Genomic DNA, 13,126 nt, shown 5'->3' with positions numbered 1-13,126 from the left:
GACGAATCGGACAGGCATCCAGCGCCGCGCATCCCCATCGGTGGACTAGCGTGGCCCGCGTGACCCGGACACTCGTGATCATCGACATCCAGAACGACTACTTCCCGGGCGGCGCGTTCCCGCTCGTCGGCCCCGAGGCCGCGGCCGCTGCGGCGGCCCGCCTGCTCGCGTCGCACCGCGAAGACGGCCAGCCCGTGATCCACATCCAGCACGTGTGGGACGCGCCCGATGCGACGTTCTTCGCTCCGGGCACTCCCGGCGTCGAGATCCACCCGCTCGTCGCCCCGGTCGAAGGCGAGCCCGTCGTCGTCAAGGCGAACCCCAACTCGTTCCTCGGCACCGACCTCGACGCTCGCCTGCGAGAGGCCGGCGCCGACTCCGACGGACTCGTCATCGTCGGCATGATGTCGAGCATGTGCGTCGACGCGACCGTCCGCGCCGCGAGCGACCTCGGATACCGGGTGACGGTCGCCCACGACGCCTGCGCCGCACCCGACCTCGAGTTCGGCGGTCAGGTCGTGCCGGCCGCCCAGGTGCACGCGTCGTTCATGGCGGCGCTCGGCGACAGTTACGCCGAGGTCGTGGGCGTCGACGAACTGCTGGGTTCGACGACCGCCTGAGTCGCGCCCGGGTACGTCTCGACGAGTCGGGCGCCGATCGCCGCGAGCCGGTCGCGCACCGCGGCCGGTTCGACCACCTCGGCGCCGTCGACCCACGCGACGAGCCGTCGCGCGAGCGCATCGTCGCTCGGTGCGGTGACGCGCACGAGCACACGGCCGACGTCGTCGGCGGTCGCGTCGGCGACGAGTTCGGTGCCGCCCACCCAGCCCCGGAAACCTTCGATCGCATCGGGACTCACCCGCACCAGCGCGGTGGCACGGGTGCGCGCCCGGCCGACCTCGGCACTCACGGCGGCCCACGCCGCGTCGAGATCGAACCCCGGCGGCGGCTCGAACACCTCCTCGAGCGGTTCCACGTGCGTCATGCGATCGAGTCGGTAACTGCGCATGGCGGTTGCGGATGCCGCGGGCGGCCGTCCGGCGGTGCCGCCACCGGCCTCGGCAACCGTCGTACCCGCCTCGGGGCGACCGCCCGCAGCATCCGTCGGCCCTCGCCCGGGGCGACCGCCCACGGCATCCGGCTCCGGAGCGGCCACGAGGTACCAGGTGCCGCCCTTGTCGACGAGCCCGAGCGGCCGCACCGTGCGCGAACGGGCGGGCTTGCCCCACGCCGCGTAGTCGAAGCGCACCACGCTGCGCTCGACCACGGCGCCCTGGAGCACGGAGACCGCCGCCGGCCGCACGGCTGACGCGCCCCAGCCGCCCGCCTCGACCACGACCGCATCGGCCGCCGCCTCGGCCTGGGCGCGGAACGTCTCGGGCAGAGCGCGCATGACCTTGCGGAGCGCCGAGCGTGCGGCCTCGCTCTCGCCGGCCCGCGGGCCGAGCGTGAGGAACAGGGCGCGCGCCTCCGACGCGGTGAAGCCGCTGAGGTCGGTGCGCCCCTCGCCGAGGAGCTGCCACCCGCCGCCGCGCCCGGCCTGCGGATAGACCGGGATGCCCGCGGCCGAGAGCGCCTCGAGGTCGCGGCGGGCCGTGGCGACCGAGATCTCGAGCTCCTCCGCGAGCTCGGCCGCAGTCACCCGACCCCTCGCCTGCATGAGGAGGAGGGTGGCCACGAGGCGATCTGCGCGCATACTTCCATTGTCGTCAGAAAAGTAGTCAGAAGGTGAGCACTTATCGGGCGCAATATGGAATCACCAGGGCGGCACCGGGTCGCTCGACACCGAGGGAGACTCCCATGCTTCGAGGCATCGCCACCGTCAACCAGTACGTCGAAGACCCAGCCGCCGCGGCGGCCTGGTACACCGAGGTGCTCGGCATCGAGCCGTACTTCCACCGCGAGGGGCCCGACGGCCGCACCGCCTACGTCGAGTTCCGCATCGGCGACCACCAGCAGGAGCTCGGCTTCATCGACCGCCGCTTCGCCCCCGAGACGCTCGCCCCGACGACCGTCGACGGCCGCGCGGCCGGACCGCTCGTGCACTGGCACGTCGACGACCTCGAGGGCTCGCTGGCCCGGCTGCTCGATCTCGGCGCCACCCCGCTGCTGCCGATCACCGAGCACGGCCCCGGCTTCGTCACCGCCTCGGTCGTCGACCCGTTCGGCAACGTGCTCGGCATCATGACGAACGTGCACTACCTGGCGCAGCTCGGCGAGACCGCAGCGGCGAGCGCCTGAGCGCACAGCTGCGACGACGAGCGGATGCCGCGGGCGCGCGCCTGCGGCATCCGCTCGCCCTGCTCGGGGTCGCCTACCCCTCGGCCGCGACGAACTTGCGGATGAACCCGACCTGCGCCGCGATCATGCGCTGGATCTCGCCGGGGTCGACCGACTCGTCGGACGCGTGGATGCGCGACTGGGCGGTGTCCTCCGCGCCCCACAACAGGATCGCCGCGTCGGGCGACACCTTCTTCAACGACGCGACGAGCGGGATCGACGCCCCGCTGCCGATCTTCTCGACCTGCACGCCGTAGGCCTCGGTGAGGGCGTCCTCGCCGGCCACGATCGCGGGGTGCGACTCGTCGACGTGGAACGGGTACCCGGTCTTGACCTTCTCGACGGTGACCTCGCAGTTCCACGGCCGGTTCGCGCGCAGGAAGTCCATGAGCAGGTTCAGCTGCTCCTCGGCGTCGACGCCGGGCACGATGCGCATCGAGAGCTTGGCCTTCACCTCGGGCAACAGCACGTTCGACGCCTCGACGGTGCTCGGCAGGTCCATGCCGAGCACCGTCACCGACGGCTTCGCCCAGATGCGGTCCGAGAGCGAACCGGTGCCGAGGAAGTCGACGCCCGGCAGGATCGCCGAGCCGCCGCGGTAGACGTCCTCGTCCATGTCAGCGCCGTCCCAGGTTCCGCTCGGCACGCCGGGGATCACGGTGTCGCCGTGCTCGTCGTGCAACGAGTCGAGGATGCGGATCATCGCCGTCATGGCATCGGGCGCCGCGCCGCCGAACTCGCCCGAGTGCACGGGGAACTCGAGTGTGCGCACCGTGACCGTGCACGCGACATCCCCTCGCAGCGCGGTGGTGAGACCCGGTCGGCCGACGGCCTGCCCGCCGATGTCGCCGATCACGAACGCATCGGCCGCGAACAGCTCGGGGTTGGCCTCGACGAAGGGCTCGAGGTGCGAGATCGTCTCCTCCTCGCCCTCGACCAGGATCTTCACGCGGCACGGACGGTCGGGACCGAGCAGCTTGAGCGTGCCGTAGTGGATCGCGAGCCCCGACTTGTCGTCGGCCGACCCGCGACCGTAGATGCGACCGTCCTCCTTGGTCACGGGCTCCCACGGGTCGCTCGACCAGTTCTGCGACTCGGGCGCCGGCTGCACGTCGTAGTGCGCGTAGAGCAGCACGGTCGGCGACCCCTCGGGGCCGGGCAGGTCGGCGTACACGCACGGGTAGCCGCCGGGCACGTCGAGCAGGCGAACCCCCTCGGCCCCGGCATCCGCGAACAGGTCGACGACGGCCTGGCCCATCGCGTGCACCGGCGCGGGGTCGAAGCCCGGGAACGCCACCGACGGGATGCGCACGAGCGCCGCGTGCCGCTCGAGCACGTCGGGCATCAGCGCCTCTGCTGCCGCGTTCAGGTCATCGGACTCGGACATGGTTCCTCCTTGACTGGGTGGGCGGATGTCTCGTGGGGCCTCCCGTGCGACCCGGACCGCCCGCGCCGGGCGGCCTCGCCACGTCAGGCCGGGATGACGAGCTGCACCAGCAGGCCGGCGCCGACGACGGCGACCCACGAGACGAGCATCGGGATGGTGAACGAGTGCCAGACCGGCACCTGGGTGAGCTTCGTGGACCCGGTGAGGTCGGTCTCGACCGCGGCGATCTGGGAGCCGTTCGCGGGGAACAGCCAGACGCCGACGAGCGACGGCCACATCGCGGTGATCACGCCCGGTGCGAGGCCGGCCGCGAGCGCGATCGGCACGAGCGTGTTCGTGGTCGCCGACTGGCTGGTCGTCAGACCTGCGACGAGGAACAGCGCGACGGCCAGCATGATCGGCCGGTCTTCGATGAAGGCCCCGAGGGGCTCGATGATGGTCTCGGTGTTGGCGCTGATGAACGTGTCGGCCATCCACGCGATGCCGAACAGGGCCACCGCGGCGACGAAGCCGGCCTTGAGCAACGGCTGCTCGACGACGACCGACGGCTTCACCTTGCGCACGAGGATGATCGCGAGCGCGGCCGTGAACATGACCATCTCGATGACCGTCGCCATGCCGATCGGCTGGAGGTCGCCGTTCTCGTCGGGGAACGACGGCCGCAGGCCCGAGAACAGACCGAACAGCACGATGAGGAAGGTGCCGGAGAGGAAGATCCACGCGGCGGTCGCGCCGCCCTTGGGCACGGGATGCTCGATGCGGTCCTGCTTGGCGGGCTTCGCGGCCGTCGCGGTCGCGGTGGGCGCCTCGCCTCGGTCGGCCGCCGATCCGCCTGCGACGGAAGCCGTGGTGGACCCGGTCGCGACGGCGTACTCGGCCTGCAGGGCCGTCGGCACCTCGACCGTGCCGGCCTCCACGCGAGCGCGGAACACCGGGTCCTTCACGAGCTCCTTGCCGATGCGCTGCTGCACCACCGAGGTGGCGACGCAGGCGACGAGCGAGGCGGGGATGGTGATGGCGAGGATCTGCGGGAGCCCGTAGCCGGTGCCGTCCATCAGCACGAGGTACGCGGCCATCGCCGCCGAGACGGGGCTCGCGGTGATGCCGAGCGCCGAGGTGACCGTCGACGAGGCGAGCGCGCGCTCCGGACGCTGTCCGTTGCGATACGCGGTCTCGTAGATGATCGGGATGAGCGCGAAGTAGATGTTCGACGTTCCGGCGAGCACCGTGAATACGAACGCCACGATGGGCGCGACGTAGGTGAGCCGCTTCGGGTTCGCCTGGATGATCTTCGACGCGATCGACACGAGGTAGTCGATGCCGCCGGCGGCCTGCATGGCCGACGACGCGGTGATGACCGCGATGATGATGAAGAACGCGTCGATCGGGATCGAGCCGGGCGGCAGGTGGAACCCGAACACGAGGATCGCGGTGCCCACCACGCCCCAGAGCCCGAGCCCGAGCCCGCCGGTGCGGACACCCATGACGATCGCGCCGATGACGACGACGGCCTGCAGTATGACGACCACGTATTCCATGAGCCAGCCCCCCAGCCGCAATGGCGCCAACGACGGCGTCCTGATCCAGAGCATATCGGCGCCGCGGCATGCAGAGCCAGACCTCTGAGACGTGTCGCCGACGAGTGCTGACGACCCCTCGTCGAGCGAACTCGGCATGAAGTTCACGAGCGAGATCGGGCAGTCAGTGCCGAATGCCGCAGATTCCGTGCAATGCAACAGAAGATTCCACGGAGTTCCGTTTGCGGCATCCGCACGCGCGTGTGACCATCGGAAGATGATCACCGCCGATCGAAGCCCTCGACCCACCGCCCTCGACCCGCGCACGGCCGCCCAGGCCCGACGCGTCGCCGTCGAGGGCGAGGCTGAGCCCGGCCCCGAGGTCGACGCGCTCACCCTCGGGCGACGCATCCGCGAGCACCGCACTGCACGCGGCATGACCCTCGGCGAGCTCGCCGCCGCGATCGACCGCGCCCCGTCGCAGGTGAGCGCGATCGAGAACGGCAAGCGCGAACCGCGCCTCTCGATGCTGCGCACCATCGCACTCGCGCTCGGCACGACTGCCGACGAGCTGCTGAAGCCCGACGCGCCGTCGGAGCGCGCGGCGCTCGAGATCGCCGTCGAGCGCGCCCAGCGCGGGCCCGTGTTCTCGGCGCTCGGGCTCGAGCCGTTCCGCGTGGCCAAGACCATGAACGACCAGACCCTCGCGACCATCCTCGCGCTGCACAACGAGATCGACCGCCTGCACCGCGAGCGGGCTGCGACGCCCGAGGAGGCGCGCCGCGCCAACGGCGTGCTCCGCGCCGAGATGCGCGCACGCGACAACTTCTACCCCGAGCTCGAGGCGAAGGCCTCCGAGCTGCTCGAGGCGGTCGGCCACACGGGCGGGCCGGTCTCTCACCAGCTCGTCGCCGACATGGCTTCGCACCTCGGGTACTCGCTGCACTACGTCGGCGACCTGCCGCACTCGACGCGCTCGGTGACCGACAAGCGCAACGGCCGCATCTACCTGCCGACCGCGCAGTCGCCGTCGCGCGACTCGCGCTCGCCCATCCTCCAGGCGCTCGCGAGCCATCTGCTCGGGCACCATGAACCGAAGGACTACGCCGAGTTCCTCCGCCAGCGCATCGAGACGAACTACCTCACGGCCGCCATCCTGCTGCCCGAGCAGGCGACCGTGCGGTTCCTGACCGAGGCGAAGAACCTCCGCCGCATCTCGATGGAAGACCTCCGCGACGCGTTCGCCGTGTCGTACGAGACGGCCGCGCACCGGTTCACGAACGTCGCGACGGCGCGCCTCGACATCCCGGTGCACTTCACGAAGGTGCACGAGTCGGGCACCATCATCAAGGCCTATGAGAACGACCGGGTGCGGTTCCCGAGCGACGCGCTCGGCGCGATCGAGGGCACGACGATGTGCCGCAACTGGACGGCCCGCACCGTGTTCGACGTCGAGGACCGCTTCAGCCCGTGGTATCAGTACACCGACACCTCCTCTGGCACGTTCTGGTGCACCTCCCGCATCGAGAAGGCGAAGGAGGGCGAGTACTCGGTCTCGGTCGGCGTGCCGTTCGAGCACGTGAAGTGGTTCCGCGGGCGCGAGACGCCGCACCGCGCGGTGTCGCGCTGCCCCGACCCAGCGTGCTGCCAGGCGCCGTCGGGCCTCGCCGAGCGGTGGGCGGATGCCTCGTGGCCGGCCGCGCGCACGCCCACGTCGCTGCTCGCGGCACTGCCGACCGGCACGTTCCCCGGCGTCGACCAGACCGAGGTCTTCCAGTTCCTCGAGGCGCACGCGCCGAGCGCCTGAGGCGTCGGCGCGTCGCCTGATCAGCGCTGCGCGGCCGCCGTCAGCTCCCGGCCGTGCACCGTGAGCGCGTAGATCACGAGGATGTCGAGCGCGATGAGCGCGAGCGACAGCCACGGCTGCTCGGTGATGAGGAACATCTGCCCCACGGCGTTCAGGATCGCGAGGATGATCGCGACCACGCGCGCCCATGCGGCACCGCCGAAGAGGGCGAGCGCGACCAGGATGAGCGCGGCGCCCGAGATCACGTGCCACCAGCCCCAGCCTGCGATGTCGAGCAGCACCACGGCATCGTCGCCGACGAAGTAGGCGCTGTCGGGTCCGGAGATCGCGACGAAACCGTAGATCAGGTCGATGATGCCCGCGGTCAACAACATGGCTCCGGCGAACCAGCCCCAGCCGACCCATCCGGTCGTCTTCACGTCGCTCATGGTGCCCACCCCCTCACGCGGCGCCGTCGCTCCGGCCCGCTCCGGGCCGAACCGCTCCGCAACGCTCGCATGGTACTGCTACGACGCCCGTGCGGATGCGCCCCGTTCGGGGCTCACGGCACAGCCTGTCCGAGCACAGGCGGATGTCGAGACATCCGCCACTGGCGCAGCCCGTGGGGTGCGCGGAAGGATGGAACGACCACAACCGCATCGGAGTGATACCCCGTGGGCACCACCGTCTTCGAACGACGTCAACCTCCCGCATCCATCGTCGAGCACTCGCTCGCCGCTACCCGCCACGCCGTCTTCTGGCTCGAAGACCTGCCCGAGGGGGCGACGGGACGACGCCCGAAGCTCGCGGGCACCAGGGTCGCCGACCTCGTGATCGTCGGCGGCGGCTACACGGGCCTCTGGAGCGCCGTGCTCGCGAAGCGCCGCAACCCGGCCGCTCGCGTCGTGCTCGTCGAGGCCAAGTCGGTCGGCTGGGCGGCATCCGGCCGCAACGGCGGATTCTGCGAGGCGAGCCTCACGCACGGCGACGAGAACGGCGAGTCGCGCTGGCCCGACGAGATGCCGACGCTGCACCGCCTCGGCATGGAGAACCTCGACGCCATCGAGGCGGCCGAGGCCGAGCTCGGCATGGACTTCCACTTCGAGCGCACGGGCCAGCTCGCGCCCGCGATCGAGGAGCACCAGGTCGAGTGGCTGCGCGAGTGGCACGAGGGTGCCGTGGCGAAGGGCGAGGGCGACGACGTCGTGTTCCTCGACGAGCAGGCCGTGCAGGCGAGCGTCAAGTCGCCCACGTTCCTCGCGGGCGTGTGGGAGAAGCGCACCAACGCGATGGTGCACCCCGCGCGCCTCGCCTCCGAGCTCGCGCGCGTCGCCGAGGAGCTCGGCGTCGAGATCTTCGAGCACTCCCCCGTGAAGCGCATCGAGACGCCCGGCTCGACCGGGGCGGTCAGCGTCATCACCGACGGCGGTCGCGTCGACGCGACGCACGCGGTGCTCGCGACCAACGTGTTCCCGTCGCTGCTCAAGCGCAACAGGCTCATGACCGTGCCGGTCTACGACTACGTGCTCATGACCGACCCGCTCTCGCCCGAGCAGCTGGCCGACATCGGCTGGAGCGACCGCCAGGGCATCGGCGACATGGCGAACCAGTTCCACTACTACCGCCTCTCGAAGGACAACCGCATCCTGTTCGGCGGCTACGACGCCATCTACCACTACGGCCGCCGCGTGCGCAGCGAGTACGAGAACCGGCCCGAGACCTGGCAGAAGCTCGCGAGCCATTTCTTCACGACGTTCCCGCAGCTCGAGGGGCTGGAGTTCAGCCACCAATGGGCCGGCGCGATCGACACGAGCACCCAGTTCACGGCGTTCTTCGGCACCGCCCGCGACCACCGGGTCGCGTACGCGGCGGGCTTCACGGGACTCGGCGTCGGCTCCACCCGGTTCGCGGCCGAGACCATGCTCGACCTGCTCGAGCGTCGCGACACCGAGCGCACGCGCCTCGAGATGGTGCGCAAGCGCCCGCTGCCGTTCCCGCCCGAGCCTGCGGCCGCGATGGGCATCAACGCGACGCGCTGGTCGCTCGACCGCGCCGACCACAACCGCGGCAAGCGCAACGTGCTGCTGAAGACGCTCGACGCGCTCGGCCTGGGGTTCGACTCGTGAGCGGCGGGCAGCAGGCCGGCGGCCTACGGCTCATCGCGGGCGCGCTGACGGATGCCGCGGGGCTGGCCCTCGAGCACGAGCCGGTCGCCCCCGAGCAGGTCGTCGCCGGTGCGCCGACTACCGCCTACCGGCCGCTCGACGAGTCGGATGCCGGTGAGATCGGCGTCTGGGAGATGTCGGTGGGCGCCATGAGCGACGTCGAGGTCGACGAGGTCTTCGTGGTGCTCGCGGGCTCCGCCACCGTCGAGTTCGTGGAGCCGAGCCTCCCGTCGATCGATCTCGCCCCGGGCTCCGTCGTGCGGCTCGAGACGGGCATGCAGACCATCTGGACCGTGCGCGAGACGCTGCGCAAGGTCTTCATCTCGCGCTGAATGCGCCGAACGCGCCGAGCGCGCTGAGCACAACCGAGGAGCATCACATGTCGAAGTACCGAGTGCAGAACCCCGCGACCGGCGAGATCGTCGAGACGTTCGAAGCGGCGACCGACGCCGAGATCGAGCAGAAGCTCGCCGCCGCCGAATCGGCGTACCGCGAATGGCGCGAACGCAGCGTGCAGGAGCGCGCGGCCGTCGTGAAGCGCGTCGCCGAGCTCTTCGACGAGCGGCGCGACGAGCTCGCACGCCTCATCGCGGTCGAGATGGGCAAGTCCATCGCCGAGTCGCTCGACGAGGTCGAGTTCGCCCGCTCGATCATCGAGTACTACGCGGTGCACGGGCCGAGCCTGATCACCGATCACGAGATCCCGTCGACCATCGCGGGCAAGGCGATCATCGAGCAGCTGCCGGTCGGCGCCCTCCTCGGCGTCATGCCGTGGAACTTCCCGTACTACCAGGTGGCCCGCTTCGCGGCGCCGAACCTCGTGCTCGGCAACACGATCATCCTGAAGCACGCCGACATCTGCGCGCGATCGGCCCTCACGATCCAGGAGATCATGGAGGAGGCCGGCGTGCCGGTCGGCGGCTACCAGAACGTGTTCGCCTCTCACGACCAGATCGCGACCATGATCGCCGACCCGCGCGTGCAGGGGGTCTCGCTCACGGGCTCCGAGCGCGCGGGCGCCATCATCGGCGAGCAGGCCGGGCGCCACCTCAAGAAGTGCGTGCTCGAGCTCGGCGGCATCGACCCGATGGTCGTGCTCGACTCCGACGACGTCGCCGCCGTGGCGAAGGCCGCGTGGGACTTCCGCGTCTACAACGTCGGTCAGGTCTGCAACTCGAACAAGCGCCTCATCGTCATGGACGAGATCTACGACGAGTTCGTCGCCGAGCTGACGAAGCTCGCCGAGGGTCTCGTACCGGGTGACCAGCTCGACCTCGGCGAGGGCCAGTTCGCGCCGATGTCGTCACGTGCCGCGGCCGAGACCGTGCACGCCCAGGTGCAGCAGGCGGTCGCCGCGGGCGCGACGCTCGTGGCAGGCGGCGTGCTCTCCGACGGCCCCGGCGCGTACTACTCGCCGGCCGTGCTCACGGGCGTACCGCGCGACTCGGCGTCGTACCGCGAGGAGATCTTCGGCCCGGTCGCGACCGTGTACCGCGTGCACAGCGACCAGGAGGCCCTCGAGCTCGCGAACGACTGCGACCTCGGCCTCGGCGGCTCGGTGTTCTCGACCGACGAGGCCCGTGCGGCACGCGTCGCCTCGCGCCTCGAGGTGGGCATGACGCACGTCAACACCATCGCCGCCGAAGCGGCCGAGCTGCCCTTCGGCGGCGTCAAGCGCTCGGGCTTCGGCCGCGAGATGGGCCCTGTCGGCATCGGCGAGTTCGCCAACCGGCGGCTCTCGTTCGTCGCGAAGTAGTCGTCCGCCCGCGGGTGCACGGCTCACAGGGGCATCGAAACGGCCCGGTCACCCTGGTGACCGGGCCGTCGTGCGTTCGCCGGACTCCTGCTCGCCCAGGGCGACCGTGCGGCTCGCCCGTCGGCTCAGCCGCAGAACTCCTTCGGCACGCCGGCCCGCTCCTGCACGCCGATGAGCACGACCCGGTCGTCTTCGACCAGGAAGTCGATGTAGCCAGCGGTCTCGTCGCCGACGGCGTACCCGTACGACTCCGGGCCGGTCTGGTTCACCGTCTCTAGTGCGGGATACGCGGCCGAGAGCTCGTCCATGGTCGAACCGAGACGGATGCCGGCCTCGGTCGACGGCGATGCCGGAAGCGCGCCGGACTCGTCGGGGCGGCCGTTGACCCACACCCCGCTGATCGCCTCATCGCCCTCGGGGTGGATCAACGTCAGCGGAGCGGCGTCGTCTGAGGCGAGGCCGACGACCCATGGGCACCAGTCCTCGGAGGCCCGGAACGCCGGCAGGCCGGCGATGACCTCGGGGTATGCGACTCCCCGCTGGATCGGCCCCATGCCGTCGGTCGTGATCACCCAGGTCGTCACATCGGCGGGATCCATCGCGACCGCCGCCGGCGTGGGCGTCGGGGTCGGGGTCGGGGTCGTCACGGCGGCTGATGGACTGGCCGGAGCCGTCGGCTCATCGGCGGCGGCGCCGGGAGCGCACCCCGCCATACCGAGGGCGACGATCGAGGCCAGCCCGATGGCGGCGATCCTGGTGGCGAATCGGGTGGGCTGCGGCATGGGCTCCTCCATCGGAAAGATCGTGCGGGGGAACCGCTCGCGTCAGCGTATCGAGCCCGCACTCTCCGGCGAACCGCGCGTGCATACCGCTTCGATAACGGACGACGGCGCTCGCGCGTCTGACGGAGCGGCCCGACTCCGGCTCGCCGGATCGTGCGCCGTGCACCGCCCGGCCGCGGTCGGGCGCACACCGCGTCGTCTAGGCAGCCGCGGCGGCCGCGGCATCCGTCGTCGGCGTCACGGGCTCGATGCGGAACGTGGCGCTGAAGCGATCGAGCAGGTCGTCGCCACCGGTCAGCACGGCGAGGCCGCGCACTCCGGCGGGCGCCCCCGAGAGCAGCCCGGGAAGCGCCACGGGCTCGACCGCGAGTTCGAGCACCGCCTGCGGCACCGGCTCGAACGCCGAGCGCCGGCGCGGCTGCGGCAGCGCACCCGGCCCGACGGGCACGACGTCGAGCGTTGCGCCCACGACGATGGCCGAGACCGAGACCTCGGCGACGTGCAGCACGTACTCGGTCGGCGGGAGGTCGGCTGCGGCATCGGCTCTGAAGGCGGCGCGAAGGGCCATGATCAGCGAGTCGGCGCTCACGGTCTCGCCGTCGGCGGGGGTGCCGAGCACGGCCCACCCCCAGCGCTCGAGGGCGACGACGACGGGCTCGAGCCCGCGGCCGAGCGAGGTCAGTTCGTAGCCGCCGCGCACGGTCGGCACGCGGCGCACGATGCCCGCCTCCTGCAGCTCGCGCAGCCGATCGCTCAGGATGTTCGTCGGGATGCGCGGCAGGCCCGCCTTGAGGTCGCCGTACCTGCGGGCACCGACGAGCAGGTCGCGCACGATGAGCAGCGCCCATCGGTCGCCGACCTGCTCGAGGGCGCGCGCGGCCCCGCCGTACTGGCCGTAGCCGCGCGCGCCTCGTGTCGCCATGCGGTCGAGACTATGCGGTCGCGGCCGGCTGCGCTGCGCCCTGCTCGGCCGCGTAGGCCTCCGGACCCTGCTCGGCGGCCACCGGGTCCATGTAGACGAACGACAGGTTGTTGCCGTCGGGGTCGTCGAGGTCGCGCGCGTACATGAAGCCGTAGTCCTGCGGCTCGCGCGGCTCGCTGCCGCCGGCCGCGAGACCCTTGGCGAGCACCTCGTCGACCTCGTCGCGGGAGTCGCGGCTGAGCGCGATCGACATCTGCGCGTGCGTCTTGGGGTCGATGATCTGCTTGTCGGTGAAGGTCGCGAGGTACTCGCGCTTCAGCACCATGAAGTAGATGGTGTCGCTGAGCACCACGCACGCCGCGTTGTCGTCGGTGAAGGCCGGGTTGATGCTGAACCCGAGCGCCTCGTAGAACGCCTTCGCTCGGTCGAGGTCGGTGGTGGGAAAGTTCACGAAGATGCTGGTCGCGGTCATGATCGCCTCCGGGAGATCGTCGGTTCAGTTCGTGTTGACAGAGCCCAGCTTGCTCTTTG

13 protein-coding genes are annotated in these 13,126 nt (G+C 71.0%); 6 read left to right on the top strand and 7 right to left on the bottom strand.

Translation table 11 applies throughout. The features are described from left to right. Window positions 1–59 precede the first annotated feature (59 nt). Entirely contained in the window at window positions 60–620 is a 561-nt protein-coding gene (locus tag ACFVS8_RS09610; protein WP_387060824.1) for a cysteine hydrolase family protein, read from the top strand. Here the strand turns inward: ACFVS8_RS09610 and ACFVS8_RS09605 are convergent. Beyond that, complete coding sequence (locus ACFVS8_RS09605; protein ID WP_387060822.1) at window positions 569–1,696, bottom strand: helix-turn-helix transcriptional regulator; 1,128 nt, start codon at window positions 1,694–1,696, stop codon at window positions 569–571. The genes ACFVS8_RS09610 and ACFVS8_RS09605 overlap by 52 nt on opposite strands. A gap of 104 nt (window positions 1,697–1,800) precedes the next feature. On the opposite strand from ACFVS8_RS09605, the gene ACFVS8_RS09600 reads away from it, so the two are divergent. Further along, window positions 1,801–2,241: a VOC family protein gene (locus ACFVS8_RS09600; RefSeq protein WP_387060819.1), complete on the top strand. Its 441-nt coding sequence runs from the start codon at window positions 1,801–1,803 to the stop codon at window positions 2,239–2,241. A gap of 73 nt (window positions 2,242–2,314) precedes the next feature. Here the strand turns inward: ACFVS8_RS09600 and ACFVS8_RS09595 are convergent, their stop codons facing one another. Both ACFVS8_RS09595 and ACFVS8_RS09590 read right to left on the bottom strand, forming a co-directional pair. After that, on the bottom strand, window positions 2,315–3,667 hold the full coding sequence (locus ACFVS8_RS09595; RefSeq protein WP_387060816.1) for a M20/M25/M40 family metallo-hydrolase: 1,353 nt from the start codon (window positions 3,665–3,667) through the stop codon (window positions 2,315–2,317). 83 nt (window positions 3,668–3,750) lie between these two features. Further along, window positions 3,751–5,205 carry an anaerobic C4-dicarboxylate transporter family protein gene (locus tag ACFVS8_RS09590; protein ID WP_387060812.1) on the bottom strand — a complete coding sequence of 485 codons (1,455 nt, stop codon included), beginning with the start codon at window positions 5,203–5,205 and terminating at the stop codon, window positions 3,751–3,753. A gap of 256 nt (window positions 5,206–5,461) precedes the next feature. Here ACFVS8_RS09590 and ACFVS8_RS09585 point away from each other — a divergent pair, with 256 nt between their 5' ends. Beyond that, window positions 5,462–6,991 carry a helix-turn-helix domain-containing protein gene (locus ACFVS8_RS09585; protein WP_387060809.1) on the top strand — a complete coding sequence of 510 codons (1,530 nt, stop codon included), beginning with the start codon at window positions 5,462–5,464 and terminating at the stop codon, window positions 6,989–6,991. A 20-nt stretch (window positions 6,992–7,011) separates the two neighbouring features. Here the strand turns inward: ACFVS8_RS09585 and ACFVS8_RS09580 are convergent, their stop codons facing one another. After that, entirely contained in the window at window positions 7,012–7,419 is a 408-nt protein-coding gene (locus ACFVS8_RS09580; protein WP_387060806.1) for a hypothetical protein, read from the bottom strand. Between the two features lie 225 nt (window positions 7,420–7,644). On the opposite strand from ACFVS8_RS09580, the gene ACFVS8_RS09575 reads away from it, so the two are divergent. From ACFVS8_RS09575 to ACFVS8_RS09565, 3 genes are read left to right on the top strand one after another with little or no spacing between them, the layout of a single operon-like run. Next, window positions 7,645–9,096 carry an NAD(P)/FAD-dependent oxidoreductase gene (locus ACFVS8_RS09575; protein ID WP_387060804.1) on the top strand — a complete coding sequence of 484 codons (1,452 nt, stop codon included), beginning with the start codon at window positions 7,645–7,647 and terminating at the stop codon, window positions 9,094–9,096. Further along, the gene (locus ACFVS8_RS09570; protein ID WP_387060801.1) at window positions 9,093–9,467 is read left to right on the top strand and encodes a cupin domain-containing protein; all 375 of its coding nucleotides are present in this window, start codon (window positions 9,093–9,095) and stop codon (window positions 9,465–9,467) included. Before ACFVS8_RS09575 ends, ACFVS8_RS09570 begins: the two co-directional genes overlap by 4 nt. Window positions 9,468–9,514: 47 nt before the next feature. Beyond that, window positions 9,515–10,891: an NAD-dependent succinate-semialdehyde dehydrogenase gene (locus ACFVS8_RS09565; protein ID WP_387060798.1), complete on the top strand. Its 1,377-nt coding sequence runs from the start codon at window positions 9,515–9,517 to the stop codon at window positions 10,889–10,891. 125 nt (window positions 10,892–11,016) lie between these two features. Here ACFVS8_RS09565 and ACFVS8_RS09560 read toward each other — a convergent pair whose 3' ends face one another. From ACFVS8_RS09560 to ACFVS8_RS09550, 3 genes are all read right to left on the bottom strand, one after another. Further along, on the bottom strand, window positions 11,017–11,673 hold the full coding sequence (locus ACFVS8_RS09560) for a hypothetical protein (RefSeq protein ID WP_387060796.1): 657 nt from the start codon (window positions 11,671–11,673) through the stop codon (window positions 11,017–11,019). A gap of 199 nt (window positions 11,674–11,872) precedes the next feature. Continuing rightward, window positions 11,873–12,595, bottom strand: coding sequence for a winged helix-turn-helix transcriptional regulator (locus tag ACFVS8_RS09555; protein ID WP_387060793.1), 723 nt, complete (start codon window positions 12,593–12,595; stop codon window positions 11,873–11,875). Between the two features lie 10 nt (window positions 12,596–12,605). Continuing rightward, window positions 12,606–13,067 carry a VOC family protein gene (locus ACFVS8_RS09550; protein ID WP_387060790.1) on the bottom strand — a complete coding sequence of 154 codons (462 nt, stop codon included), beginning with the start codon at window positions 13,065–13,067 and terminating at the stop codon, window positions 12,606–12,608. Window positions 13,068–13,126 lie beyond the last annotated feature (59 nt).

Origin of the sequence: Agromyces sp. NPDC058110 (genome assembly GCF_042884735.1) — a bacterium.
GTDB lineage: Bacteria > Actinomycetota > Actinomycetes > Actinomycetales > Microbacteriaceae > Agromyces.
This window is presented reverse-complemented; position numbering and strand designations above follow the sequence as displayed.

What these genes read in the sequence shown, in the direction of transcription:
- ACFVS8_RS09605 (WP_387060822.1), bottom strand. Translation starts at nt 1,696, where the DNA reads ATGCGCGCAGATCGCCTCGTGGCCACCCTCCTCCTCATGCAGGCGAGG.
- ACFVS8_RS09600 (WP_387060819.1), top strand. Translation starts at nt 1,801, where the DNA reads ATGCTTCGAGGCATCGCCACCGTCAACCAGTACGTCGAAGACCCAGCC.
- ACFVS8_RS09595 (WP_387060816.1), bottom strand. Translation starts at nt 3,667, where the DNA reads ATGTCCGAGTCCGATGACCTGAACGCGGCAGCAGAGGCGCTGATGCCC.
- ACFVS8_RS09590 (WP_387060812.1), bottom strand. Translation starts at nt 5,205, where the DNA reads ATGGAATACGTGGTCGTCATACTGCAGGCCGTCGTCGTCATCGGCGCG.
- ACFVS8_RS09585 (WP_387060809.1), top strand. Translation starts at nt 5,462, where the DNA reads ATGATCACCGCCGATCGAAGCCCTCGACCCACCGCCCTCGACCCGCGC.
- ACFVS8_RS09580 (WP_387060806.1), bottom strand. Translation starts at nt 7,419, where the DNA reads ATGAGCGACGTGAAGACGACCGGATGGGTCGGCTGGGGCTGGTTCGCC.
- ACFVS8_RS09565 (WP_387060798.1), top strand. Translation starts at nt 9,515, where the DNA reads ATGTCGAAGTACCGAGTGCAGAACCCCGCGACCGGCGAGATCGTCGAG.
- ACFVS8_RS09560 (WP_387060796.1), bottom strand. Translation starts at nt 11,673, where the DNA reads ATGCCGCAGCCCACCCGATTCGCCACCAGGATCGCCGCCATCGGGCTG.
- ACFVS8_RS09555 (WP_387060793.1), bottom strand. Translation starts at nt 12,595, where the DNA reads ATGGCGACACGAGGCGCGCGCGGCTACGGCCAGTACGGCGGGGCCGCG.
- ACFVS8_RS09550 (WP_387060790.1), bottom strand. Translation starts at nt 13,067, where the DNA reads ATGACCGCGACCAGCATCTTCGTGAACTTTCCCACCACCGACCTCGAC.